The sequence below is a fragment of the Marinobacter profundi genome (assembly GCF_002744715.1).
Taxonomy (GTDB): domain Bacteria; phylum Pseudomonadota; class Gammaproteobacteria; order Pseudomonadales; family Oleiphilaceae; genus Marinobacter; species Marinobacter profundi.
Window position 1 is genome coordinate 154,813 of sequence record NZ_KZ319367.1, and the last position, 25,479, is coordinate 180,291.

The 25,479-nt window shown below is 61.1% G+C and carries 19 protein-coding genes; 14 read left to right on the top strand and 5 right to left on the bottom strand.

All coding sequences use genetic code 11. From position 1 onward, the window contains the following. Positions 1-409: 409 nt before the first annotated feature. Positions 410-1,717, bottom strand: coding sequence for a sensor histidine kinase (locus tag CLH61_RS00675; RefSeq protein ID WP_099612786.1), 1,308 nt, complete (start codon positions 1,715-1,717; stop codon positions 410-412). Further along, positions 1,714-2,394 (bottom strand): response regulator, encoded by a 681-nt coding sequence (locus tag CLH61_RS00680; RefSeq protein ID WP_099612787.1) that lies wholly within the window; start codon positions 2,392-2,394, stop codon positions 1,714-1,716. Before CLH61_RS00680 ends, CLH61_RS00675 begins: the two co-directional genes overlap by 4 nt. Before the next feature lie 115 nt (positions 2,395-2,509). Here CLH61_RS00680 and dsbG point away from each other — a divergent pair, with 115 nt between their 5' ends. The 4 genes from dsbG (at position 2,510) to CLH61_RS18525 (ending at position 5,870) form a co-directional block, all read left to right on the top strand. Next, the gene (dsbG, locus tag CLH61_RS00685; RefSeq protein ID WP_099612788.1) at positions 2,510-3,295 is read left to right on the top strand and encodes a thiol:disulfide interchange protein DsbG; all 786 of its coding nucleotides are present in this window, start codon (positions 2,510-2,512) and stop codon (positions 3,293-3,295) included. A 108-nt stretch (positions 3,296-3,403) separates the two neighbouring features. Continuing rightward, positions 3,404-4,039, top strand: coding sequence for a metallophosphatase domain-containing protein (locus CLH61_RS00690; RefSeq protein WP_099612789.1), 636 nt, complete (start codon positions 3,404-3,406; stop codon positions 4,037-4,039). Between the two features lie 158 nt (positions 4,040-4,197). After that, a complete protein-coding gene (locus CLH61_RS00695) occupies positions 4,198-4,965 on the top strand; it encodes a fructosamine kinase family protein (protein WP_099613207.1) in 768 nt (255 codons plus the stop codon). A 485-nt stretch (positions 4,966-5,450) separates the two neighbouring features. Continuing rightward, positions 5,451-5,870: a fibronectin type III domain-containing protein gene (locus CLH61_RS18525; protein ID WP_228152488.1), complete on the top strand. Its 420-nt coding sequence runs from the start codon at positions 5,451-5,453 to the stop codon at positions 5,868-5,870. Positions 5,871-5,934: 64 nt separating this feature from the next. On the opposite strand, the gene CLH61_RS00705 is transcribed toward CLH61_RS18525, so the two are convergent. From CLH61_RS00705 to CLH61_RS00715, 3 genes are all read right to left on the bottom strand, one after another. Next, the gene (locus tag CLH61_RS00705; RefSeq protein WP_099612790.1) at positions 5,935-8,490 is read right to left on the bottom strand and encodes a CHASE2 domain-containing protein; all 2,556 of its coding nucleotides are present in this window, start codon (positions 8,488-8,490) and stop codon (positions 5,935-5,937) included. 180 nt (positions 8,491-8,670) lie between these two features. After that, entirely contained in the window at positions 8,671-9,396 is a 726-nt protein-coding gene (locus CLH61_RS00710) for a response regulator transcription factor (RefSeq protein ID WP_099612791.1), read from the bottom strand. A gap of 103 nt (positions 9,397-9,499) precedes the next feature. Then, a complete protein-coding gene (locus tag CLH61_RS00715; RefSeq protein ID WP_099612792.1) occupies positions 9,500-11,674 on the bottom strand; it encodes a DNA topoisomerase III in 2,175 nt (724 codons plus the stop codon). Between the two features lie 134 nt (positions 11,675-11,808). Between CLH61_RS00715 and CLH61_RS00720 the strand changes: the two genes are divergently transcribed. The 10 genes from CLH61_RS00720 to CLH61_RS00765 all read left to right on the top strand — a co-directional run bounded on the left by CLH61_RS00720 (position 11,809) and on the right by CLH61_RS00765 (position 25,452). Continuing rightward, the gene (locus CLH61_RS00720; RefSeq protein WP_099612793.1) at positions 11,809-12,141 is read left to right on the top strand and encodes a BolA family protein; all 333 of its coding nucleotides are present in this window, start codon (positions 11,809-11,811) and stop codon (positions 12,139-12,141) included. 12 nt (positions 12,142-12,153) lie between these two features. Next, positions 12,154-12,777, top strand: a complete 624-nt coding sequence (locus tag CLH61_RS00725; RefSeq protein ID WP_099612794.1) for an L-threonylcarbamoyladenylate synthase — start codon at positions 12,154-12,156, stop codon at positions 12,775-12,777. A gap of 210 nt (positions 12,778-12,987) precedes the next feature. Then, the gene (locus tag CLH61_RS00730; RefSeq protein ID WP_143752050.1) at positions 12,988-13,812 is read left to right on the top strand and encodes a hypothetical protein; all 825 of its coding nucleotides are present in this window, start codon (positions 12,988-12,990) and stop codon (positions 13,810-13,812) included. Between the two features lie 156 nt (positions 13,813-13,968). Further along, the gene (locus CLH61_RS00735) at positions 13,969-16,308 is read left to right on the top strand and encodes a sensor domain-containing phosphodiesterase (RefSeq protein ID WP_099612796.1); all 2,340 of its coding nucleotides are present in this window, start codon (positions 13,969-13,971) and stop codon (positions 16,306-16,308) included. A gap of 556 nt (positions 16,309-16,864) precedes the next feature. Then, positions 16,865-18,175 carry a nucleotide sugar dehydrogenase gene (locus CLH61_RS00740; protein WP_099612797.1) on the top strand — a complete coding sequence of 437 codons (1,311 nt, stop codon included), beginning with the start codon at positions 16,865-16,867 and terminating at the stop codon, positions 18,173-18,175. 108 nt (positions 18,176-18,283) lie between these two features. Next, positions 18,284-19,768: a glycosyltransferase family 2 protein gene (locus tag CLH61_RS00745; RefSeq protein ID WP_099612798.1), complete on the top strand. Its 1,485-nt coding sequence runs from the start codon at positions 18,284-18,286 to the stop codon at positions 19,766-19,768. A gap of 64 nt (positions 19,769-19,832) precedes the next feature. Continuing rightward, a complete protein-coding gene (locus CLH61_RS00750; protein ID WP_099612799.1) occupies positions 19,833-21,041 on the top strand; it encodes a PilZ domain-containing protein in 1,209 nt (402 codons plus the stop codon). 14 nt (positions 21,042-21,055) lie between these two features. Beyond that, a complete protein-coding gene (locus CLH61_RS00755) occupies positions 21,056-22,432 on the top strand; it encodes a tetratricopeptide repeat protein (RefSeq protein ID WP_099612800.1) in 1,377 nt (458 codons plus the stop codon). A gap of 5 nt (positions 22,433-22,437) precedes the next feature. Beyond that, on the top strand, positions 22,438-23,874 hold the full coding sequence (locus CLH61_RS00760; RefSeq protein ID WP_099612801.1) for an alginate export family protein: 1,437 nt from the start codon (positions 22,438-22,440) through the stop codon (positions 23,872-23,874). 9 nt (positions 23,875-23,883) lie between these two features. After that, positions 23,884-25,452: a NosD domain-containing protein gene (locus tag CLH61_RS00765; RefSeq protein ID WP_099612802.1), complete on the top strand. Its 1,569-nt coding sequence runs from the start codon at positions 23,884-23,886 to the stop codon at positions 25,450-25,452. Positions 25,453-25,479: the final 27 nt, after the last annotated feature.

Sequence of the window (25,479 nt, forward strand, 5' to 3'; positions counted from 1 at the left end):
GTCTCTGTTTGTTGTTGGAGCATAACGCCATAGTGCAGGGGAAGCAGGTGCATATACCACGCCATGCGACAGTGAAGCGTTAGAAAACGAGAGAGACTGACTGAATCGATTGAGGATATCGCCGGCAGGTCCTGTGCACTTCGGATCAGTTCAGACCACAACTGTTAATTTCATCGACACATGACCCGCCCAACGCACGCCCTCTGTATCGATCCCAACCCCGGGTAATCCAAGAGGAACGGCAACAGAGTCGCCAGTTCAATCGTGAAACGTCAATTCAGCAGTGTCTGATGATTCGACAACTGATCGAAAGGCGTTTTCTGGTATGTGCGAGTTATCCGGGGTTCATCCTCCGCTATTCGAGGCATCAACTGCCGGGTCCATCTCCATGAAAAAACAGCACACCTCTTTATCCGCCAGTGCTCGCCGGCAACGAAAGTACCCAATCCATCCCGCCCCACCGGTTGCGGGATGCCGTCAGGGTCCCGTGGAACTGACTGGCAATGGTCTCCACAATGGCCAGGCCCAGCCCGTGTCCCCCGGTTTCATTGGCGGGGGAGGGCGGCTCGCTGCTGGCGCCCGTGGTCCACCCCTGGTCCCTGACCAGAAACCGGATCTGTGCCGGCGTTGTCGTCGCGGTCCGCTCAATGGACAGCAACACCGGGGATTCCGGTTCCGAATACTTCAGGGCGTTTTCCAGCAGGTTCCGCAGCGCTACGGCCAACAGTGTGGCCGGTGCGGCAACCTGGCAATCGGCGTTGGCACCCTGGACCTCCACACGCTCTCGTCCGGCAAGCCCCTCCAGCGCCTCGGCGATGGTCGTGGTGGTGGCTGAGCTCTGCTCTTGTTCCAGGTTGCGTCCTTGCTCCAGGCGGGCCAGCATCAGTAGCTGGTCGGTTACTCGCTGAAGTCGAGCGACACCAATCCCGGCCTGCTCCAGCGCATGCCGCTGCCGGTCGCCGGTAACCCGCCTGGCTACCTCCAGGTGGGTTTTGATACCGGTCAGCGGGGTGCGGAACTCGTGGGCTGCGTTGCTGGCAAAACGTTGTTCCCGGGCGACCGCGCGCCGGACCCGGGCGAACAGGTTGTTCAGGGTTCCGATGATGGGGGCAAGCTCGACAGGCGGCTGGCGCAGCGTGACCGGTTCCAGATTGGAGGGTTGCCGCCGGTTCAGCTCTGTATCCAGTTCCTGCAGCGGTTTCAGGCCCCGTTGGATGCCCCACCAGAGCACCAGTAGGCCGCCCACCAGGGCCAGGGCGAACGGCACTACCATCACAAGGATTATGCTGCGGGCCAGGTTGTCCCGTTCGGTCATCCGGTCGGCGGTGGTGATCAGGTGGTTGTGCTGGCGCAAGGTATACAGGCGCCAGCTGCTATCGCCCACCTGACGGGTCGAGAAACCCAACTCAGGCCAAGTCAGCAGACTGCTATCCAAACCGCTGGTTTGCAGAATGATGTCGCCGTTTTCCGCACGAATCTGGCAGGCAACCCCCTCCAGTTGCGGGGTGACCAGTAGTGGCGACGGTGGGGATGCCAGCAGCCGCTCCGGCTGTCGGGCAATCAACCCCGCGACCATGGTGGCCGAGGCCGCCAGCCGCTGGTCCAGGGTTCTCGAAACCTGTTGCTCCAAATGCAGATACATCAGGCCTGCTACCAACAGCCAGAGTGCCACGAAAGACAGCCCGAGGGAGGCTAATAACCGCTGCCGCAGACTCATGATGGTGACTCACTCGACACCGGGCTGCCAAGCCGGTAACCCACCCCGCGTTCAGTGATGATCAGCTCTTTGCCGAGCTTGCGGCGCAGATGATAGATGTGAACATTCAGGGCGTTGCTTTCCACACCCGCGTCCATTCCGTACAAGCTGTCCTTCAGCTGATCTTCCGTGAGTACCCGTCCCCGGGCGTTGAGGAGTTTCTCGAGCAGGGCGAACTCCCGCCGTGACAGGGACACCGCGTTACGGTGCAGCCAGACCTCTCCGGTTGATGGCCGGACTCGCAGCGCGCCGTGGCTAATCTCCGGCAGCGAGCGTCCGGCAGCGCGGCGCACCAGCGCATGCAGGCGGGCAATCAGTTCGTCCAGCTCAAACGGCTTCAGCACATAATCATCGGCACCACACTCAAGTCCGGTCACCCGCTCGTGGACGGCATCCCGGGCTGTCAGGATCAGTACCGGAAGGTCGTGCCCCTGTTGCCGCCAGTGGGACAGCACCTGCAGTCCATTACCATCAGGTAAGCCGAGGTCGAGAATCACCACATCACACTCGAACTGATCCAGTGCAGCCTGGGCCTGCCGCGCAGTGCCGACCCGGTCAACCACGCAATGATGCAGCTCCAGCCCTGCGATCAGGCCAGAGGCAACCAGGTCATCATCTTCCACCAAAAGAACGTGCACGCTATCTCCTGTCTGCCGATCCACAGCCCTTAATGTTGCCTTAATCCGGCCCCCGCAGGCTAATCCGCAAGAGAGCCCCCATGGGTCCGCGAACCTACTCATTGGAGAACACACTATGAATCCGACCAAATATACCCTTAAACGAACGTTGTTTGCCGCCATCGCAGGCCTGGTCTTTTGCACCCCGGCGCTGGCTGATGACAAATACCCGCAAGCGGTCCAGAACCTGGTAGAGCGGGGTGTGACCATAACCGGACAGTTTGATGCACCCAGTGACATGACAGGTTATGTCGGCGAGATGCAGGGGCAACCGGTGGCCTTTTACCTGACTTCAGACCGGCAGCATGTGGTGATTGGCCCGATGCTGACGGCTGATGGGGAAAACCTCACCGATCCCAAAGTCCAGGAGCTGGTACTGGGGCCGAAGAATGAACAGGCCTGGGCCGATCTCGAAAAGGCCAGCTGGGTGCGCGACGGGGACGCCGATGCTCCGGTAGTGGTCTACACCTTTACCGATCCCAACTGCCCGTACTGTCACCGCTTCCGCCAGTCAGCCGAGCCCTGGATTGCGGCCAGCCGCGTCCAGCTCCGCCATGTGCTGGTGGGTATCCTCAAACAGGACAGCCTCCCCAAGGCGGCGACCATTCTCGGCGCCGATGACCCCCAGCAAGCATTGGGTTATAACCAGAGTCATTACGGTGAGGGCGGCGTTGAGGTGAACCGGGAGATCGTCAGCAAGCATGCCGCCAAGGTGCAGGAAAACAACCGCTTGATGTCCCGCCTGGGCCTGAGCGCGACGCCAAGCACCTATTACCGGACGGCAGATGGCGGCATCCGGATGAAACAGGGGGCACCAAGGCCGGAAGAAATGGAAGCCATCATGGGGAGCCCGCAACCCTGATAAGCCCCGGGACTGCTTTTGGGCGGTGTTTTCTGAGGGGTGGGTCGGAGCCGGTTGGGCGTGTAAAGTAACCTTATTCCAACGGCTAGCGGGCACCCGAGAGGCATCATGAAACTCGTCTGTATTTCTGATACCCACAGCATGCACCGGCGCATCACCGACCTTCCTGACGGGGATGTACTGATTCACGCCGGTGACTGTCTGGGGGCAGGCACGCTGGACAATGTGGCGGAGCTGAACGACTGGCTGGGAACCTTGCCCCACCGGCACAAGATTGTGATTGCCGGCAACCATGACTGGGCCTTTCAGGACACGCCCGAACAGGCCCGGGCTCTGCTGACCAACGCCATCTACCTGGAAGACAGCGGCATCGAGATCGGAGGTCTGCGCATCTGGGGATCGCCCTGGACACCAACCTTCCTGGACTGGGCCTTCATGCTCGACCGTGGCGAAACCATCGCTGAACGCTGGCGATGCATCCCCGACACAACCGACGTGCTGATCACCCACGGCCCGCCAAAAGGTATCGGCGATGAGGTCGCCTTCGGCGGAACCTGCCAGAACGTCGGATGCGAGGAGCTGCTGGCACGAGTCCAACAGCTGAATCTGAAAGCCCATATCTTCGGGCACATTCACGAAGGGTACGGCGAGCAATGCCAGGGAAACCTCCGCTTTGTGAATGCCAGCACCTGCACCGCCCGTTATGAGCCGGTTAATCCGCCCATCGTGTTGGAGGTGGAGTAGGGCTGGAGGTGGAGTAGTGGTTGAGGTGAAGTAGTGGCGAAGGTGGAGTAATGGCAGATGTGGAGTATGCTGGGCCGGAGAAACGCATCAAGGCGCGACGGACGCCATTCCTAAAAATAGCGATGTCCTTACAGAGAATCAGGCCAGGACAGGTGCCCATGGACGACTTCCGAAAACCCAACACCTCCGGCTTCTCCGACAGCCTCCAGTGCGAAGCCGAGGGCCTGCGGCTCCTTCGCGAGGCGCTGTCGGGAACAGTGGTGAGCGCGCTGGCCGTGCCAGAAGTACGCTCGGTCAGTGATCACGAGTTGGTCCTACCCAGAATCCACACCCGCCCTGCGACGCCCGCATTGATGTCGGCTCTCGGGGAGGGGCTCGCCCGGTTGCATTGTCAGCGATATCCCCGTTATGGCCTTGGTAACGACAACTATATCGGCCTGTGCCCCCAGCAAAATCGCTGGTCCGACGATTGGGGTTCGTTCTTCAGGGATGACAGGCTGGGCTTTCAGGTTGCCCGTATTCAGGACTCCGCCGTCAAGGGCGAGTTTGAGAGGGTTCTGACGCGCCATGGCCAGCAGCTGGCGGACTTCCTCAACGCTCACTGTGATCAGCCGAGCTTGCTGCATGGCGATCTATGGTCCGGGAATGTATTGTTCGATGGGGTGCGGGTCTGGCTGATCGATCCGGCGGTATATTATGGCGACCGGGAGGCGGACCTGGCCATGACCGAGTTCTTTGGTGGATTCTCCGTCGGGTTCTACCAGGCCTACGACAGGGTGTGGCGGCGAACCCCGGAGTACCGGGCCAAGCGGGATATCTATAACCTTTATCACGCCCTAAATCATTACAACCTGTTTGGCAGCAGTTACCTTGGTCGGTGCCGGGAGCTTCTGGCCAGCGTGGAAAGGCGAGTCTGTCAGCCGTGAATGATCCTTACAACCAGAACGCCCAAGCCTTCTTCACCCAATACCGGTCCCTGACATTCGAGCAGCGGGTGTTCTACGAGGTCAGCTAAGCGGAGCTGGACGGACTTGCTGGGCAGTGGGCGCTGATGCCGCATTGCCTTTGCTGAGTGGCCAGCGATCGGTTGATGGGGTGTTCGAGGGTATGCTGCAACAGCGCCTGAGGTTGAAGACCAATTTACAGCTGGCGGAGTGGTTAGGCCTTCCCGGATAGCTCAACCCCGCCGGGTTTCAAAACGCTACAAAAAAGTTTCACCCCCCAAACACGGCTTTTATTGCCTTCTGTTACCAAAAACCCCGTTTCAGATCAGCCGCTTCTATATTTTCATTACCTGATCCTGTCGAAAAATTGACAATATTGTAATTTGGCTGTGACACATTCCCCACTGATAATCGGCGGCGTTTTGAACTATTTTACAAATTCGACGATTATTTGGTGTGAAATGTCCATGAAACGCGTCATTAAAATGTCACAGGCATGGATTGCCGCGTTAGTTATCGGAGTCGCTCTTACAGGATGTGGCGGGGGCTCTTCGGGTGTTACCGACGGCACCGACCGGACCAGCTCCAGCGGTTCCGGAAGCAGCCAGGCCAGCTCTACCGGCGATGGCACGGCAACCCTGAGCTGGGTAGCTCCGGCAACCCGGGTCAATGGCGACGGTATTGCCATGGGTGAGCTGCAGGGTTACATCATCCGGTTTGGTCAGAGTGCTTCCGACCTGTCCCAGACCATTACCATCAACGATGCCAGTGTCATGGATTACACGGTGACCAACCTGGGAACCGGCGAGTGGTTCTTTGCAGTCCAGGTGGTTGATCTTGACGGCCTGACCAGCGCGCCGTCTGAAGTGGTCAGCAAGACAATCTGATTCTTTCCTGTTTTTAATCTCCGTTGCGGTCTCCCGGTGTTTTGTAGTTGCCGGGTGTAGCGGATCACGACAGTGGGTTGGCGACCGGCAGTTTGATGGTGAAGGCAGAGCCTTCCCCCAGCCGCGAGGCCACACGGATTTCCCCCCGGTGTTTTTCTACTACCACATGCACAAACGACAGCCCCAGTCCTGCACCTCGGCTTCCCGATAGCTCACTGCTTTTCTGGCGGCGATAGCGGTCGAACAGATAGGGCAATTCTTCCTCGGCAATGCCACTGCCTTCGTCAGTGACGGTCAGGCACGCCTGGTGGCCGGCCCGGAACACCTGGGCGGTCACAAACGCCCCCGGCGGGCTGTACTGCACGGCATTGGTCAGCAGGTTGATGACGGCCCGCTCCAGCAATTCCGCATTACCCCTTAACCACAGCTCCTCGCTGCCCTGCAGGACCAGGTGGATGCCTTTTTCCAGCGCCTGCTCGCTCACGCTGTCCCGTGCGTTTTCGACAATGGCGAGGAAGTCGCACTCGTAGAAACGGGTTTCCGTCAGCTGCTCGGCGCGCGCCAGCTGCACAAACTCCTCGGCCAGCTGGTAGCTGCGTCTTGCCAGACGGCCCAGCTGTTCCAGCTGCGGCGTATCGATTTCGCCGGGATGGCGTTTCATCTGCTCGATCAGCGCCAGCTGGGATACCAGCGGAGAGCGCACGTCATGGGAGATGAAGTCGATGGCTTCCCGGTGCTGGCGTTGCTGTTCCCGCAGCTCGGAGATGTTCGAGATGTTGGCGATGATGCCGTTCTGGTCACCGTCGGGCAGTGCAAACGGGGCAAAGTGGATGAGGAAATCCATGCCGCGAATGCGCAGGTCTACGGTGCGTGACTGGTTCATGGTCAGGGTTTCGGAGACGGTTTCGTGCCAGGGCGGTATTTCCCGGGGGTCATGACCTTCCAGCAGGCGGGCCAGGGGCATGCCGCTCAGGCTGGGCATCGGCTCGCCGAACCATTCTTCGATGTGGCCGTTGGCAAACTGGATCACACCGAGCTCGTCAGTCACGATGATGCCATCGGGCATCCGTTCGAAGCTGCGGCTGATGAACTGGTGCATGCTGCGCATCTGGTTGATGGCGCGGCGGACATGGTCGATGCGCGAGGAAATCGCTTCCCTCGGTGCATTATCGACGGGGTTACCTGACTCGGGATTGAGGGTGAGCCGACGCAGATAGAGCTGAATGACTTCGCGGCTTAGGTCATTCGGCAGCGAAAGCCCCAGGCTGTAAATGGCATCGTAGCGGGTCAGCTGGATCCAGCTCTGGTTGTTCAGGTGGATCCAGCGGCCCGCCTCGGGAAAGGGCGGCTGGTCGGCTGCGGTCAGGCCATGGGCGTCCAGTACCTCGCCATTTCGGGACAGCCACCAGCCTTCCGGTTGCAGCAGGGTTTTCAGGTGCTCGAGGATCAGTGGCGGATGGCGGCGTTCCGGCGCCGGCAGGCTGGTACGGGGGCCCTGGCCCAGCTCATCCATCTGCCGGTTGAGAAAGTGGTTGGTCAGCGCCAGGCGCTGGGCACTGGACAGGGGACAGGCGATCAGGGGGATCATCAGCGCCAGGGTAATCGGCAGCCACAGGCGGACATACAGCAGCAGGGTCATGTTGAGGGCAATCAGGCCCAGCGTCAGCAACAGGCAGAGCATCATCGAGTGCCCGGGCCGCAAACGGGGCAGTACCAGGGACAGCAGGGCAATAAGTGCGCCTGCCAGCAGCAGGGTAATGGCGCCGGGCAGGAGCCGGATGAGGGTGTTCTGGCTGAGCGCGGAATAGCTGTTGGCGTGGAACTCGACGCCACTCATCGGGGTTGCCAGGCTGGAAAACGGCGTTGGCATGATGTCGCCAAAACCGGCTGCGGTGGCCCCTACAAAGACGACCTTATCCCGCAAGGCGTCAGTCGGGTAGCGGCCCCGCAGAATGTCGGCATAGGAATACACCGGCAGGGTGCCGGCACGGCCGGCGAGGGGGACCCGGACGAACATCGGCTTGGCCTCGCCAAAGGCCCCGGGCAGGGCAGTGCCGTTAACTTCCGCCGCGGCGCGGCCAAGGCTGGGCCAGAGGGTGCCTGTTCTGGCTTTGACCAGGTCCACCCCACGGGCGAGGCCGTCGGCATCCAGCTCGACGTGGGCGTGGCCCAGGGCCGCTGCGGTTTGCGTCAGATGCCAGGTGGGTAGCCGGCTGGTCCCGGGTTCCGGGTCGTCGGCGTTGGAGAAATGCATGGGCAGTACAACACGGCCGTGCTGTGCCATGGCATTGGCAAGGTCGCTGTCAGCCTCGGAGGCTTCGGGGAACAGGATGTCGAACACGATGGTGCGCGTGCCGGCCCGGTCAAGCTGGCGGACCAGCCCGGCGTGGGCGCTCCTGGGCCAGGGCCAGCGCCCCAGTTCACTCAGGCTGGCTTCGTCGATGGCGATAATGGCCACGTTATCGGCCACCGGGGTGGGGTAGCGGGTGACCAGGGTGTCATACAGCCAGAAATCAATGCGCTGTGGCAGCGAGGTAAACTGGAGCAGCAGAAGTAATGCCAGGAGTGGCAGGCCGAGGCTCAATGGTGTGTTTTTAAAAGGCAACCAGTACCGCGTCATGGGGCCTGCTGTTGGATCTTGTTGCAAAACGGTCTAGTCCAGGAATGACTCCCTCCCTGGTTCCGGCGATCTTCCCGAGGGTCCTTCAGAAAGTGCCCTACGAGGCACAAAATACCCTTATCGGGGAGTGCGGTGCAAGGCTCTGAATGTACGCGGGTTATGAGCCGCACCGCGGGGTGATTACGGGGCTTCGTCGCCGGAGGCGGTTTCGGTGTCGGCGGTTGCCTTGATGGCCTCCAGGCGGTAGCCGCGCTGGTAGATGGTTTTGATGCGGAACCCGTTGTCCGGGTTGAGCCCCAGCCGCCGGCGCAAGCGACTCATGTGGGTATCCACGGTACGGGTATTGATGTCACGGGTCAGCCCCCAGACCCGTTCCAGCAGCATTTCGCGGGTCAGCAGGCGGCCCTGGTTCTGGAACAGGAACAGGGTCAGGTCGAAGTCCTTGTCGGTCAGTACCAATGCCTGGCCGTGCAACTTGATCACGCGTAGCTGGGTGTTCACCTCGAACGGACCATAGTTCAGTACTTCTTTGTCGCTCTCCGGACTGGTCCGGCGGGACAGCGCATTGATGCGAGCCAGCAGTTCCGCGGCCCGCGGCGGCTTGATGAGGTAGTCATCTGCCCCGGCGTCCAGTGCGCGGACAATGTCGCTTTCGCTGTCCCGCTGGGTGAGGAAAATGACCGGGATCGGCCAGTTGAGCTGGGCACGGACGCTTTCCAGTACCTCAACGCCGGTTCCGTCGGGAATCTGCCAGTCGAGAATCAACAGGTCATAACTGCGGTGCAGCACACTGCTCAGGAAGGACTGTGCGGTTGGAAAACTGTCACACTCATACCCGCGTTCGGCAAGGATGGCCTGGACGTTCTGAGCCTGTTCATGCTCATCTTCTAGCAGGGCAATGCGCATGGATGTCCTCTCTTCGAATGCTGTCAGGGTGCCGGTGGATGAATCGGCAGCCCGGTTAGTTGTTGTGGCACAATTATGCCAAATCAAGCCTTGGCAATCAGTTTTAATGTGTAGTCTTGCGTAATCCGGTAGCCGGCAACCCGTTGTTGTCATCGAGGGTCTGCCGGCAGGCGGGGTAACTGCTGCATCCCCAGAACCAGCCCTTCTTGCCCTTACGACGTACCAGGGGCGAGAAACAATGGGGGCAGGGGATCGGCTTCTGGCCGGTGCCGTCGGCCGGTGCCTGGTCTTCGATGGGCCGGGTGCCCTTGCAGTCGGGGAAGCGGGTGCAGGCCAGGAAGCGGCCAAACTTGCCGTCGCGCTCGCGCATCGGGGCGCGGCACTTGGGGCAATGGATGCCGTGAGCACCATCCGACGGTGGCTGACCGGCCGGTGCGGCTTCCCGCTGGCCCACAAAGCCGCGGATCTGTTCTTTCAGGTTGTCAATGAACTGTCGTGGGTCACCCTGGCCCTGGCGGATGGACTCCAGGGTGGCCTCCCAGATGGCAGTCATATCCGGTTTGCTGACCGATGCCGGCAGCGCCGCGATCAGCGCTGTGCCCTTGTCGGTGGCGCGAATGAACCGGCTGTCGCGGTACAGATAATCGCGGCGGAACAGGGTGTCGATGATGGCGGCGCGGGTGGCCTCGGTGCCCAGCCCGTCGGTTTCCCGCAGGGTTTTGCGTAGGTCCGCATCGCTGACGAAGCGGGCGATGTTGGTCATCGCCGACAACAGCGTGGCGTCGGTAAAGTGTTGCGGTGGCTGGGTCATCCGTTCGCGGAGGTCGGCGCTGTCACAGAGTACCGCTTCGCCTTTTTCCAGCCGGGGCAGGGGCGCTTTCTCCGCTTCCTGGCGGGCTTCTTTCAGGCGCAGTTCCAGGGTCTTCCAGCCGGGGGTCAGTATCGCGGTTTCGTTGGCGCGGAAGTTGTGGCCGCTGATGGCGACGGTCAGCCGGCCCTCGCGATGGACTGCCTCGGCACAGAACTGCATCAGGTAGTAGCGGGCAATCAGGTTGTAGATCTTCTGCTCCGCCGCGCTGAGCTGGCCACTGGGACGGCTGCGGGCGGTGGGAATAATGGCGTGGTGGGCATCCACCTTGCCGTCATTCCAGGCTGCACTGCGCAGCTCCGGGTTGGCATCGGTACAGGCGGTGGCCAGTTCCGGATCGACCTGGCCAATCGCGCGGATGATGGTGGTGCGCTGCTCGTAATGGCCCTCGGGCAGGCAACGGCAATCGGATCGCGGGTAAGTAATCAGCTGGTGCCGCTCATACAGGTTCTGGGCGGTATCCAGCACCTCCTTAGCGCCCATGCGGAACAGCCGTCCGGCCTCGATTTGCAGTGCAGAAAGCGACAGCGGCAACGGTGGCGCTTCCTTGCGGTCGCGGAAACGGGCTTCGGTTACCTTGCCGGGCCGGCCACTGACTTCGTCGGCAATCTGCTGCGTCACGGTGCGATCCAGCAACCGGTCTTCCTCGTCGAGGTGGTCGCGAAAGCGCTCGTCGGGCATCCAGCGGGCGGCAAAGGGCCGCTGGTCACTGTCGTCTTCCAGGGCGTGCAGGTTGGCGAGGATGCGGTAAAAGGGTTTCGGCTCGAACGCGGCAATGGTGTTATCCCGCTCGACCACCAGGCCAAGCACCGGTGTTTGCACCCGGCCGACCGAATACACGCCGTCTTCACCCGGCTTGCGGTAACTGAGGGTGTACAGACGGGTCAGGTTGATGCCATAGAGCCAGTCTGCGCGCTGGCGGGCCAGTGCGGAGTGGGAGAGACGGCGGAATTCCCGGTTATCCCGGGGGTTGCGCAGCGCTTTGGCGACCGCATCCGGATTCAGGTCATTGATCAGTACTCGCTGCACCGGGCAGGTGGCGCCGAAGTAGCGGATGACCTCATCCACCAGTAACTGGCCTTCCCGGTCCGGGTCGCCGGCGTGAAAGATAACGCTGGCTTTGCGGACCAGACCTTCCAGCACCGCAAGCTGCTTGCGTACGCTCTCCTTCGGAGTCACCTCCCAGTGTGCCGGGAACATCGGCAGGTCCTGCAGTCGCCATTTTTGCCACTGGGGGTTGTAGCGGGCCGGTTCGGCCGGCTCCAGCAGGTGACCGATACACCAGCTCACCACGGTGGCGTCATCACCACTGCCACAACGCAGCCAGCCGGGCCCCTTCTGGACAGGGCCCGGCAGGGCGGCAGCGATGGCGCGGCCGAGACTGGGTTTTTCGGCAATGTACAGGCGCATGGTCTGGTTACAGGCTGACTGGGGGAGGGAAGATGGCGGTTTGACGGGAATGTGTCAAGGCTCGGGGCTGGTGCCGTTTGTGGTGTAGACTGTTTTCAGTGACATTCGCCAAACAACCGGAGCCAGTCAAAGATATGTCGATACAGCACGCCATCGAGCAAAAGCTCGGGACAGGTTTCAATGCCGAGTTCCTGGGGGTGGAAAATGAAAGCCACATGCACAGTGTTCCGCCCAACTCGGAAACCCACTTCAAGGTGACCCTGGTGTCCGCCGATTTTGCCGGACAGGGCAAGGTGAAACGTCACCAGGCCGTCTACAAGGTTCTGGCCGAGGAGCTCGCCGGCGGTGTCCATGCGCTGGCACTGCACCTTTACACCCCGGAGGAATGGCAACTGAGCGGCCAGGCCGCGCCGGACTCACCCAACTGTATGGGCGGTTCAAAGCACGATCCGGCCAGGCAGGGATAAGGAGCTTCCTTTATGAGTCAGTTTTTCCAGATCCACCCGGAAACCCCACAGAAGCGTCTGATCACCCAGGCGGTTGATATCATCCGCAAGGGCGGGGTGGTGGTTTACCCCACGGATTCCGCCTATGCCATCGGTTGCCACCTCGGTGACAAGCAGGCCGCAGACCGCATCAAGCGCATCCGCAAGCTTGATGACAAGCACAACTTCACCCTGGTATGCCGGGACCTGTCCGACATCGGCACTTACGCCAAGGTGGACAATACCCGGTACCGGCTGCTGAAGACGTTTACCCCGGGCCCTTACACATTCATTCTTGATGCCACCAGCGAGGTGCCCCGCCGGCTCCTGCACCCGAAGCGCCGCACCATTGGCCTGCGGGTTCCGGACAACCCCATTGTGCAGGCCCTGCTGGGGGAGCTGGGCGAGCCCATCATGAGCAGCACCCTGATCCTGCCGGGCGAAACCGATCCGATGACCGACCCCTACGAGATCCGGGACACCCTGGAGCATGACCTTGACCTGATCATCGACGGCGGTTTCTGCGGGTTCGAGGCCACGACAGTGGTGAACATGATTGACGACGTACCTGAAGTAACCCGCGTCGGCAAAGGGGACCCTGCTCCATTTCAGATATAGTTGATCAAAAAAGTGGCAATCAACCTGACAGTGTCTATGCTCTGAAAAAGGGGCTTTCCGGTCCCGTACGGGGCCGGAGTGGGTTCCAGACACGCAATCTGGAGAGGTAGTCCGAGGACGTAATCTGGAGGAGTATCCGGAGGGCTAAGCCGCCTGGCGCCTGTCCTGCCCGTTGGGAGCGGGTGCCGGTCATCGAGGGAGTGAAGGGCAATGTGGTCACGGTTGGATCATCTGGTTAACAAAAATAGCAGTATTCGCGTAAAACAATCTGCGGTTGTGTCACTGGCAGGTGTCACCTTGCTGGTGGCGGCTTGCGGCGGCGGTGGTGGCTCGTCCGGGGACACTACCGCGACCCTGTCGGCCGACCCGGGCTTCTATCTTTCGGATGTCAGCTTTTCCGGCGACACCGGGGCGACGACGGATGCACTGACGCTGATGAGTGCTGACGGCACCTACGTCACGGTGCTTGATGATGCACCTTTCGACGCCACCTTCGGAAAGCTCGATTTCTCGGGGGCAGCTGTTTCAGGCACCGCGGTGAACATCTTCCTGTTATCGGGAGATCTGTGGGGAAAAACCCGCGGAACCGTTAGTGGTGAGGTAACCGGCACCGGTACCCTGGCACTGCAGGCGACCGCCGAGGATGGCGGCTCCAGCTCAACGGTGACCCTCCAGCGCCAGTCGGATCTCAGTAACCAGGGCCTGAGCCTGGCGACCCTGGCCGGGACCTATACCGGCACGATTGCCTCGGGCGGGACAGAGAGCCTCCAGTTCACCATCGCCGCGGATGGCACGGTGTCGGGGTCGCATATGGACTGTAACTTCACCGGCCAGGCGAGTGTGCCCAATGGCCGTTTCAACGTCTTTGAGCTGGCCCTCGACGCGTCGTCCTGCCTTGGCCGACAGAATGGCGCAGAATCGATTCTCTACGGCAATTTCACCGGGTTGGGGGCCTACGATTACGCAGGTGCCTCGGTGGTTTTTATCATCAATAACACCGAAATCGGCATTTACGGCGAGATCCCGAAACGGTGACCAGGGCCATGCGTCCGAGTTATCCGTAGATCATCGCATAACGCTTCTTGTGCTTTGTCGCTAATCTGCCCGCATGCATTCAGAATGCGGGCATTTTTTTGCCTGTGATGTACTCTCAGATACGGGTTATCCCTTCTCTTACTGGCAGGATCAGCAATGCCCGGAACCAACGAACGCCGACGTCTTGCCGCACTCAAGCGCCTGAATATTCTGGATACCCCGCCGGAGGAACGTTTCGAGCGGCTGATCCGGATCGCCAAGCGTTACTACAATGTGGATATTGCCCTGTTTTCGATCCTTGACGAGGAACGCCAGTGGTTTAAATCCCGCGATGGCCTGGACGCTACTGAAACCCCCCGTTCGATGGCATTTTGTGATCACGCCATCCGCCAGGATCGCGCCTTTATCATCGAGGATGCCACTCGGGATCCGCGGTTTCGGGACAATCCGCTGGTCACCGGTAAACCCCATATCCGTTTTTATGCCGGTATCCCCGTCCGGGAGCCCACCGGGTTCAAGCTGGGCAGTTTGTGCATCATTGACTCCCGGCCCCGCAAGATTACCGACGTCGACCTGGAAGTGCTGCGTAACCTGGCAAGCCTGGTGGAAGACGAGATCGAGCGCGCCTATTACGGGGCGGCGGACCAGACAAACATTGATGTTTCCCATCTCAACCGGGCCATCTATCGTGCCCAGAACGTGTTCCTGTCCAGCGACAACGAGCACGCCGCCTTTGAGGTTTTGCTTAACGACCTGCTGACCCTTACCGGCAGCGAGTTTGGTCTGATCAGTGAAGTGCTCCACCGGCCGTCCGGCGACCCCTATCTCAAGGTGGGGGCCATCACCAATATCGCCTGGAGCCCCGCCACCCAGAGCCTGTATCAGCAGATCGAACGCCGTGGCATGACCTTTGACCGGGTGGATAATATCCTCGGCCTGCCGCTGGTCGATGGTGAAGTGATCATTTCCGACTCCGTCATCAACGACCCGCGAGGGAAGGGCTTGCCGGCGGGGCATCCGCCGGTCAATGCCTACATTGGCATGCCGATACATTCCGGCGACCAGATGATTGGCCTGGTGGGGCTGGCAAATCGCTCCGGTGGTTATACCGCAGACCTCGCGGAGGAGCTGGACCCGCTGTTGCAGACCATCGCCACACTGATCGAGCGTAAACGGCTGTACCGGGAGAAATGGGGCCATCAGAAGCGGCTGGAGAAGGCTGCCAACTTCGATTCGCTGACCGGCCTGCCAAACCGCAGACGGTTGACCGAGCTGTTCGAGGACGAGATTCGCGAGGCTAACCTCCGTGACGGGGTGATTGCGGTGTGTTTTATCGACCTTGACGGCTTCAAGGCGATCAACGACACCCATGGCCATATGGCGGGCGATGCGGTGCTCAAGAGCGTGGCCCAGCGGTTGCAGGCGTCCGTGCGGGAGCATGATGTCATCGCCCGCCTTGGTGGTGACGAGTTTGTCGCGTTGCTCCGGGACGTCGAGGACGTCGCGGTGTATCAGCGCATTCTCGATGCCCTCTGCAAACCGGTCAGTTACAAGAACCACGTATTGCAGCTGTCCGGCAGTATGGGGGTTACCGTATACCCGGAGGATGATGCAACTCCGGACATGCTGCTGCGTCATGCGGATCAGGCCATGTACGCCGCCAAGGAGTCCGGCAAGAACTGTTATCGTGTGTTTGATATGCGACTGCACCAGGCGCGCAAGGAGCGGGTCCGGGTGCTGGAGCAGGTCGAGGCAGCTCTTGAGTCCGGTCAGTTCGAGCTTTATTACCAACCGGTGGTGAATTTCCGGAACCGCCAGGTGGTGGCCTTCGAGGCACTGTTGCGCTGGCACCATCCGGAGCTGGGGCTGCTGACGCCGGACCGCGTCCTTCCCCATATCGAATTCACCGATTATGACCGCCGGATCGGCCGCTATGTGATGGACAAGGCGGTTGACACCCTCCACGGGTTTGACGATTTGGGGTTGCCCTACGGTGTCAGTATCAACCTGAGCCCCATGCACTTTCTCGGCGACCACTTCGCCGACGATCTCGGTGCGGCGTTGCAGGACTGCAAGCCGGGGCTGTGTAACCGGTTGACGGTGGAAATTCTGGAAACCACTGCAATGGACGACCCTGATGTGGCCATTGAAGCCATCCGGGCGTGCCGTGAACTGGGTGTGGCGATGTCGCTGGATGACTTTGGCACCGGCTACTCCTCACTGAGTTATTTCCGCAAGTTGCCAGTGGACGAGATCAAGATTGACCGGTCCTTTGTCCGGGAGCTGGCGGGCAGCAGCGATGACAGCATGATTGTCGAGGCCATCATCGGGCTGTCCCGCAGTTTCCGCCGGCGTGTCGTGGCTGAGGGAGTGGAAACCCCCGAGTTGCTCGGCCAGCTGCTGGAGATGGGCTGCGATATCGGGCAGGGTTACCACTTCAGTGAACCCCTGCCGCTGCCAGAGGCGCTGGCCTGGGCAGCCGGTTTTCAGGATTGACCAGGATTTGCCAAGATCAATTTTGAATATCCTCGGCGGACCGGGAAAGAATGAGAAATAAAAACCCTCTCGTCCGCCAAGTTCTTGACGTTAACTCCCCGACATACTCTGTACATCTTTTGCGCAACCTGTTGTGTCTGCAGGTGCTTTTTCTTGACGTGTAAAAAAACCATGCACGCCGGCGTGGCAGACATGTCTTGTCGTGTTTCTCATAATATTATTCAACCGTAACAGGCATTTAACAATTTGTTACGTTAACTTTCTGCCCAGTCGACCGACGGGGCAAAGACTTCATTTCCCACCCAGGAAAACGTATCCGTTTTCCCGTCTGTCGACAAAGTAACCAGTATTTCCAGTTCGCATCTGCCAAGAAGACCGGAAGGTTCCGGAAAGGTTCCGGGCAGTTCAAAGCCGGATTCGGGGCTGAGCGTGGAATTTTTGACGCTCATTCCGCCAGGCGGTGAGGTCTGGCAGGAACGGCTTGCTGGTTGCAGGAATTACAACCCGAACGCCCCGCTGAGCGGGGCTCACAGATGACAGGCAAGGGAGCAGGAGCATGCGAGTCAGCATTTTTGGTCTGGGTTACGTAGGCGCAGTATGTACCGCGAGTCTGGCGCACCGCGGCCACCAGGTGATGGGTGTCGACGTGTCACCGGTCAAGATTGATCTGATCAACCAGGGCAAGTCGCCCATTGTTGAGCCGGGTCTGGAGGAACTGCTCAGTGAAGGGCGGCAGGCAGGGCGTATCGAAGGGATGACGGAAGGCTACCTCGCCGTACAGGAAACCGAACTCTCAATGATCTGTGTCGGTACGCCGAGCAAGGCCAATGGCGATCTCGACCTGCAGTACGTCGAGAATGTCTGCCGCGATATCGGTGTTGCCCTGAAGGACAAGGGTGACTGGCACCTGGTCGTCGTCCGCAGCACGGTGCTGCCGGGTACGGTGCGTGACCTGGTGATTCCGGTGCTGGAAGAGGTGTCCGGCAAGCGTGCGGGAGTTGATTTCGGGATCTGCGTAAACCCGGAATTCCTGCGTGAGAGCACCGCCATTCACGATTACGACCAGCCGCCGATGACGGTGATTGGTGAGCTGGACGCCCGTTCCGGTGACCTGCTGGCAAAAATGTACGAGGACCTCGACGCGCCAATCGTGCGCAAGCCCATCGAAGTGGCCGAGATGATCAAGTACACCTGCAACGTCTGGCACGCCACCAAGGTCAGCTTTGCCAACGAGATCGGCAACATTGCCAAGTCTCTGGGCGTCGACGGCCGTGACGTGATGGACGTGGTCTGCCAGGACAGCAAGCTCAACATTTCCCGTTACTACATGCGCCCGGGCTTTGCCTTTGGCGGCTCCTGTCTGCCCAAGGACGTCCGTGCGCTGAGCTATCGCGCCAGCCAGATGGATGTCCGTCATCCGTTGCTCAGCTCCATCATGAGCAGCAACGACGAGCAGGTCGCCCACGCCTTCAACATCGTTACCGGTTATGGCCGTCGCAAGATCGGCATGCTGGGGCTCAGCTTCAAGGCCAACACCGATGACCTGCGGGAAAGCCCGCTGGTTGAGCTTGCGGAAATGCTGATCGGCAAGGGCTACGACTTGCAGATCTTCGACCGCAACGTGGACTACGCCCGCACCTATGGCGCCAACCGCGATTACATCAACCACAAGATCCCCCATCTCGCCAACCTGATGGAAAGCGACCTGCGCGGGGTGATTGACCACGCCGATGTGATCGTGGTGGGCAACAACGACGAGCTGTTCGAAACGGTCATTGCCGAGGTTCCGGAAGGCAAGCGGGTGGTGGACCTGGTGGGCTTCATGAAGACCGCCAGCAACGATGTCCTCGAAGGCATCTGCTGGTAGCACCCGGCCTGGCCGGCACCTGCGTGTTGCGGGTGCCCGGCCGGCACGCCTTGCTAACAGTGAACGGAAGTCTCCACGTGAGTTTGTTCAAGCAAAGGATGCCCAGCAATGGCTCTGCTTACTGACAATGTACTGACCCGTGCCGGAGGATGGTGCCTGTACCTGGCGGCACTGGGCGCTCTGGCGGCATCGCTGCCCAGCTCGTTCGTCGTGCCGGGCGGCGCCCACTTCATCCTGGTGATCGGCGGGATCGGAATGTGGCGGTACTCCGTGGGCATTATTCATTTTGTCCGCGGCATGTACTTTCTCCATGTGGCTTATCCGCGCCTGCGCAGCCAGGCCCGGCAACTCGGAGACCAGGCGGCCCCCTCCCATGTCTACCTGATGGTGACCAGCTTCCGCATCGATGCCCACACCACGGCGATGGTGTATGACTCCATCATTCGCGAAGCCATGGAATGTGGCTGGCCAACGACGGTGGTGGCGTCGGTGGTGGAACTGTCCGATGAAATGATCATGCGCAGCCTCTGGCGCAAGCATGCGCCACCCTCCCACGTGCAACTCAAGCTGGTGCGGATTCCCGGCACCGGCAAGCGTGACGGCCTGGCTTATGGCTTCCGGGCCATCTCCCGGGACCTGCCGGATGACAACGCCATCGTTGCGGTGGTGGATGGCGACACCGTGCTGAACCCGGGTGTGGTGAAGGCGACGGCGCCGTACTTCCGGCTGATGCCGAAGATGGGTGCGCTGACCACCAACGAGTTCTGCGAGGTGCGGGGCAGCTACCTGATGTCCGAGTGGCACAAGCTGCGGTTCGCCCAGCGCCACCTCAACATGTGCTCCATGGGGCTGTCTCGCCGGGTGCTGACCCTGACCGGGCGGATGTCGGTCTTTCGCGCCAGCGTGGTGACCCGTCCCGAGTTCATTTCGGATGTCGAATACGACTCCCTGCGGCACTGGCGCCTGGGTGAGTTCCGCTTTCTTACCGGTGACGACAAGTCCAGCTGGTTCAGCATGATGCGGCTGGGGTACGACACCTTTTATGTGCCGGACGCCTCCATCAGCACGGTGGAACATCCGCCCGATCCCAGCTTTATCCGCTCGGCCCGGCAACTGATGTTCCGCTGGTATGGCAACTCCCTGCGGCAGAACTCCCGGGCCACCAAGCTCGGGCCGGGACGGCTGGGATGGTTCACCTGGTATGTCCTGTGGGATCAGCGGATCTCCATGTGGACCAGCATTCTCGGGCTGACCGCTGCCATCGTGGCTGCCATGAAGTACTCGTTCGTGATCCTGGTGGCTTACCTGCTGTGGATCGGTCTGACCCGGCTGGTACTGACGATCCTGCTGATCGCCACAGGCCACCCGGTGGGGCCGGTGTACCCGGTCATCCTGTACTTCAACCAGATCTTCGGATCGCTAGTGAAAATCTATGTGTTCTTCCGGCTGGACCGCCAGTCGTGGACACGCCAGAAAACCAGTTTCAGTGCCGACGCGGCTTCGTTTCAGCAGCAGCTGAACCGCTGGTCGTCACGAGCGATGACCTTCTCTGCCGCCAGTGTTTTCCTGGCGCTGGTCATGATCATCGTGTGACAGGAGGCGGGATGACATCCCGCGAACAATCACCAAGGAATCAACACACTCAAGGGCTAGAACAATGAATACGGCAGCAGTTGCACCGCAATTTGTTCACGAATCCGAGGCTCAGCGCCAGTACGCACGGGTCAGGATACCGGCCAAGCTGTTTGTCAGCCTGGATGGCACCACTTACAAGTTTCCCGTTGAGGATATTTCGGCGGGTGGTTTCAGCATCAACACCGGCAATCAGCCGCTGCGCACCGGGCGGCTGTACCAGGGCCGGTTGATTTTCAAGGTTGACGGTTTCGACATGGCGGTGGAGGTGGGCTTCGTTCCACGCAACGTCAGTGCCAGCCAGGACCGCTGTGGTTGTGAATTCCAGAACCTGGGGGCGAGCGAGGTCTCGGCCCTGCGCTATCTGATCACGTCGTTCCTCAGCGGCGAGCTGGTTTCCATGGGGGACGTGCTCAACACGCTGTCCCGGGACAACTTTGCCAAGGCCCGCAAAACCAAGGGCAGTGCCGCCCTGGGTTTCCTGGGCAAGGTGCGGGCGACGGTGGGTAGCCTGATTTTTCTCGGTATCGGCCTGATTGCCGCCTCCGTCGTGGCCTGGCAGTTATGGGAGATCTACTTCGTCACCCGGGCGGAGTCCGCCATGGTGGCCGCCGAGCAGATCCCGGTTCATGTTCCCAAAGACGCCAAGGTCACCACGCTGGTCACCGCCGGGCAGCAGGTCAAGGCTGGCGAGGCCATTGCCACTTTTGATGCGCCGATGCTGGCGTATGTCAACGAGCTGGTGGGTGAGGGTAACTACAGCATCGAACAGATCGAGGAGCTGATGGGGCAGAGCATTCGCGGCACCCTGACCAGCCCTTGTGACTGCAAGGTGCTGAATCTGCTACCGGCCCAGCAGCAGTACATGAGCCGCGGCGAACAACTGGCGGTGGTTGCCCCGCTGGATGCCTCCGCCCACGTTACCGCCCGCTTCAGCTTTGAAGATGGTGAGTCGCTGGAAGAGGGCCAGTCGGTCACCCTCCGCCTGCCTGGCGGTGATACCCAGGCGGGCCGGATCGAGTCCCTGTTTGTGGATGCCGAGCAGCCTAACCGTCCCGGCACTGCCATCAGTGCCCTGATCCGCGCCGAGGAGCCGCTGCCGCTGGCCGCTGTTGGGCGCCCCATTGGCGTGACGGTGGATACGTTCCAGTTCGGTACTTTGGGTCAGATCGGTGACCTGGACCCGATCGGTGACCTGGAAAAGGTGGCCGGCAAGGTCACCGGTAACCAGTGAGGGAGCGCCGCGACATGTACCGAGTAGCGTGCACGATCAGCCTGTTAGTGGCCGGTCTGGCCGGCTGTGGCAGCCTGCCGGACATTGGCCGGGCCGAACAGACGGCCGCTGCCGGCAACGTGGCCGAGGCCCGGGCGCAGCTTGAGGAGCTGGCACGATTTGGCCTGCCGGAGGCCCAGGTGGAGCTGGGCGACCTCTATGCCGACGAAGATTCGGACGAGTCGCGCAAGCAGGCCCTGGCCTGGTACCGCAAGGCCGAGGCCCAGGGCAGTAAGCGGGCGTCGCTCCGGCTCGGCAAGATGTTTGCCCGGGATGGCCGTACGGCAAAGGAAAGGGCCTACGGCGCCCGATACCTGCGCAAGGCCCTTGCAGCGGGCGATGACTCGGCGGTGATCCCCCTGGTCAACCTCTACCTCGAGTATCCGCAGGAGTTCCCGAACGAGGATCCGGTTGCATTGATCGAGCGGGCGAGGGCCGCCGGCGACCCGGCCGGCGACTATGCCCTGGCCCGGTACTACGTGCTCAGTGGCCAGGGTGAACAGCGGGCAGGCGATATCGAAGCCCTGTGTACGCCCATTGCCGAAGCGCAGCCCAAGTGCTTCCAGCTGCTGGCGGGTGTCTACCTCAGCCAGCAGCGGGATGACGAGTTCCGGGCGCTGGTTCAGCGGGCGCAGGGGGCGTGGGAGTCCGGCCAGCTGGAAGACCGCGACCTGTACCTGTTTGCCCGCTGGCTGTCCGGTGACGAGTCGCCCCGCGCTCAGGTGGGCACCACCAATGAGCTGTACCTGCAGCTGACGCCGGATTATGTGCCGGCGCTGACCGCCAGGGCCCGGCTGATCATGGAGCATAACTACCTGGCCAACCCGGAGGCCGTGATCGAAATGCTCGAAGAAGCGAGGGCAAAGGGCGACCAGAAGGCCACCCTCGCCCTGGCGCGAGCCTATGAGCGCGGCCGCATCGTGCCGGCGCAGCCGGACAAGGCCATTGAGCTGGCGAAGGAAGTGCGGGAGCGCTACCCGTCTGCGGACTACCTGTTGGGTCGCATTTACAAGAAGGGCTATCTGGGCGAAGCCGATCCGGAGCAGGCCCTGCATTACCTGCTCAAGGCGGCTCGCAGGGGGTTCCCGAAAGCGGATTATGCCCTCGCCGAAATGTACTGGGAGGGCAAGGGCCTGGCGGTCAACCGTCAGTATGCCTGGTCCTTTGCAATGCTGGCCCTGGCCGGCGGCGTGGAGCGTGCGCGGGATCTGATGAAGGAGATGCTCCCGTCGCTGCCGCGCCATGTCGAGCTTGCGGCAGAAGAGCTGTTCAGGCAGGAGCGGGCGGCGCGCCGGCAAATGCTGGCCTCTCGTACCGGCAAGTCCGCAACCACCGATTCTCAAGGAGGATAACTTCCATGCAGTTCCCGAAAATCAACCGTCTTACCAGGCTGACGGTATCTGTTGGTTGCCTGGCATCGATGACTGCTTCGCCGCTGCTGGCGGAGGAGGAGCCCCTGCAGGAGCAGAGCTACCCTCGCTTGCTTGAGCAGAATATCAGTTCCAAGTTCAGCGTGATCAGCGAGGGGGATCGCCGGCTGGGCCTGACCCCCGGAAACGAGATCAGCTCTGATGAGGTGGGTATCGACATCAAACCCGAGTGGGTGTGGCAACTGTCGCCCCACTGGCGTTCCAAACTCCGCCTGCAGGCCTTTGCCGCCACCGGCCAGGTGGATGTGAGTGACGAAGTTGGCGGAACCACCACCGATGGATTTGTCGCATTGCGGGAGGCCTGGCTGGATTACAACGGGCTGACCGATTACCCCGGCGAATCCATCCGCTTTGGCCGCGAGCGGCTGAAGGAAGATTCCGGTCTGTGGTGGGACGACGATATCACCCTGACCCGCTGGATTTTCGATACCACGCTGCTGGACGCCACGGTCGGGGTCGCCCAGAAGCTTGCCGAGCTGCGCACGGATGCCAATGAGCTGCCGGAAGAGGAACAGGATATTGCCCGGTTCTTCGCCAATACCCGCTGGCAGTGGCGCAAGGATCATTACCTCGGCTTCCTGGTCACCCATGGTGAGGGCTACGGCGACCAGGTTGAAGAACTGGCGGCCCGGGGTGAACCCCTGGACGAGGGGCGCGACGGCTCCCTGACCTGGGCCGGGGTGAGTGCGGATCGTGACTACTTCGACTGGCAGTCCCATAACACCTGGCAGTACTTCGCCTCGGTGGGCGCGGTGACCGGCAGCGAGTCGGTCAGCGTCGCCGATGCCACTGCGGCAAGCGGTTACAGCGCCCGTGAGCGGGATGTCAACGGCTGGGCCGCCGATCTCGGGTTGCGGGCGCAGCTTACCGACACCCCTCGCTGGGTGATCGGTGCCCACGGTGCCATGGCGTCCGGCGGTGGCGATGCCGACGACAGCGATGCCTTCCGCCAGACCAGCCTGGAGAGCAACCGGTCCCGTTTCACCGGTACCCGCTCCCAGGTGCAGCGCTTCGGCGAGGCCATCCAGCCGGAGTGGAGCAACCTCACGGTTGCCACCCTGTATACCGCGATTTCTGATCGCGACGTGTGGGACGCCAACCTGCTGTATCACCGCTACTGGCTGGAGGACAAGAACGGTGCCGTGTACTCCGACCTGGTGGAGCCCGGCTTTACCGGTGCCAGCGATGATCTGGGTGAATCGGTAGACCTGGTAATCGGCTATTACGGGGACAGTTCGCGAACCTCCTGGGCAGCGTTCGATGTGGTGTTCCGCGGTGGCGTGTTCCTGCCCGGTGACGCCTATGGCGATCAGGCAGACGATGTCCGCCACCGGGTGGTTCTCGATCTGGCGAAGCGCTTCTAGGGGGCAGTCATGAAGGCCGCAATCAATTGCTTTGCGCTCGTGGCACTGGTGCTGGTGAGTATTTCACCTGCCCACGGTGCCGGTAGCCGGCACGGTGCCATTCGTGGCAGTACCGCCACACCACCGGTGGTGACCGCGCCCGCGCTCGAAGATTACGGGATGGAGGTGCAGTCCAGCGAGGCGGTGGTCCGTGACAAGCCGGAGTTGCCGGATCTTTCCGGCTACACCCGCGAGGGTGTTGAGGCCCGGCTGAACGGTCGTCCGGACGGACCTCCCCAGGTGGTGGTACAGCGGATAGCCGATGTGGCGGCACTGGGTGACTTTGTCGACGAAGGTCGTGCCCGGGAGTGGGTGGTTCGCCAGTTCTCCCACCCGCAGGCCATTCTGGTGAACAGTGGCAAGGTCACCCTTGAGGATGTTCACCGCCTGGTCAACGACAAGCGATATGTCGAGAAGCGGGAGGACGGCGCCTACATCGTCCGCCTGCCCCTGGCGATCCGCCAGGATGCCACGCTGGTGCTGCGGGATGACACCCTGTTGCTGTCTGAAGAGCGGGGTTCCTTCATTGCCAATGATGGCTGGATGTTTGCCATCGACAGCAAGATCCTTGGCTGGCGGGAAAAGGAAAATGGTCCGGCCGTATTCCGCAAGGCGGCGGACTTCCGCCCGTTCTTTGTCAGCTGGGGGGGCAGCGAGACGTTTATCCTCGGTACCGAAATGGCCTATCTCGGCTACAACCAGAGTAAGTCCTATGGCTTCTCCGTGGCCCAGTACTCGGAGTTCGACAACGCCCGTCTGAAGCGGAGCGCACCCCATGCCTGGCTGGTGGAGTCCACCTTCCACGAAATCTACTACGGCTTCTACTGCTATGAGGCGGAAGACGTGGCCATCGTCAACAACGTCTATCACGACAACATCGTGTACGGCATCGACCCCCACGACTACTCCAGCAACCTGATCATTGCCGGTAACGAGGTGTACGGCACCCGCGAGAAGCACGGAATCATCATTTCCCGCGAGGTCAACGACAGCTGGATCATCGGCAACCGCAGCTACCGCAATGGCTTGTCGGGCATCGTGCTGGACCGCCAAAGCCGCCGCAACGTGGTCGCCGACAATGTGGTGTACGACAACAACGGTGATGGCATTGGCCTGTACGAGTCCCCGGATAACCTGCTGTGGGGCAACCGGCTGATGAACAACCTGCGCAACGGCATCCGCGTGCGCAACAGCACCGATGTCGGCGTGTACCACAACGTGGCGGTGTTCAACGGCACCTGGGGGATCCTCGGTCAGCTCAAGGATCTGTCCGCGACCGACCGGGATTTCGAGGAAGACTTCTACGACTACGCGGTGTCGATGACGGTGGTCGGCGGTGAACTGGCCTCCAACGCCAGTGGCCCGATCAATACCGACAACCCCCAGTACATCGCGCTCTATGGGGTGGACATGCGTTTCCCCCGGTCGAAGGCGGGTATCCATTTCAGTGGCGTACTGGGTGAGCACCAGATGCAGATTTTCGACGCGCTGATGAACCAGGACCGGGCGGTACTGCTGCAGCCGCTCTCCATGCGGTGAGCGTCCGGGCCCCGCGGGTTATATAGG

Coding starts and splice junctions, on each gene's coding strand:
- CLH61_RS00695 (WP_099613207.1), top strand. CDS start 4,198: ATGGACGACTTCCGAAAACCCAACACCTCCGGCTTCTCCGACAGCCTC.
- CLH61_RS00730 (WP_143752050.1), top strand. CDS start 12,988: ATGTGGTCACGGTTGGATCATCTGGTTAACAAAAATAGCAGTATTCGC.
- CLH61_RS00750 (WP_099612799.1), top strand. CDS start 19,833: ATGAATACGGCAGCAGTTGCACCGCAATTTGTTCACGAATCCGAGGCT.
- CLH61_RS00690 (WP_099612789.1), top strand. CDS start 3,404: ATGAAACTCGTCTGTATTTCTGATACCCACAGCATGCACCGGCGCATC.
- CLH61_RS00735 (WP_099612796.1), top strand. CDS start 13,969: ATGCCCGGAACCAACGAACGCCGACGTCTTGCCGCACTCAAGCGCCTG.
- CLH61_RS00725 (WP_099612794.1), top strand. CDS start 12,154: ATGAGTCAGTTTTTCCAGATCCACCCGGAAACCCCACAGAAGCGTCTG.
- CLH61_RS00755 (WP_099612800.1), top strand. CDS start 21,056: ATGTACCGAGTAGCGTGCACGATCAGCCTGTTAGTGGCCGGTCTGGCC.
- CLH61_RS00675 (WP_099612786.1), bottom strand. CDS start 1,717: ATGAGTCTGCGGCAGCGGTTATTAGCCTCCCTCGGGCTGTCTTTCGTG.
- CLH61_RS00745 (WP_099612798.1), top strand. CDS start 18,284: ATGGCTCTGCTTACTGACAATGTACTGACCCGTGCCGGAGGATGGTGC.
- CLH61_RS00720 (WP_099612793.1), top strand. CDS start 11,809: ATGTCGATACAGCACGCCATCGAGCAAAAGCTCGGGACAGGTTTCAAT.
- CLH61_RS00760 (WP_099612801.1), top strand. CDS start 22,438: ATGCAGTTCCCGAAAATCAACCGTCTTACCAGGCTGACGGTATCTGTT.
- CLH61_RS00705 (WP_099612790.1), bottom strand. CDS start 8,490: ATGACGCGGTACTGGTTGCCTTTTAAAAACACACCATTGAGCCTCGGC.
- dsbG (WP_099612788.1), top strand. CDS start 2,510: ATGAATCCGACCAAATATACCCTTAAACGAACGTTGTTTGCCGCCATC.
- CLH61_RS00740 (WP_099612797.1), top strand. CDS start 16,865: ATGCGAGTCAGCATTTTTGGTCTGGGTTACGTAGGCGCAGTATGTACC.
- CLH61_RS00765 (WP_099612802.1), top strand. CDS start 23,884: ATGAAGGCCGCAATCAATTGCTTTGCGCTCGTGGCACTGGTGCTGGTG.
- CLH61_RS00710 (WP_099612791.1), bottom strand. CDS start 9,396: ATGCGCATTGCCCTGCTAGAAGATGAGCATGAACAGGCTCAGAACGTC.
- CLH61_RS00715 (WP_099612792.1), bottom strand. CDS start 11,674: ATGCGCCTGTACATTGCCGAAAAACCCAGTCTCGGCCGCGCCATCGCT.
- CLH61_RS18525 (WP_228152488.1), top strand. CDS start 5,451: ATGAAACGCGTCATTAAAATGTCACAGGCATGGATTGCCGCGTTAGTT.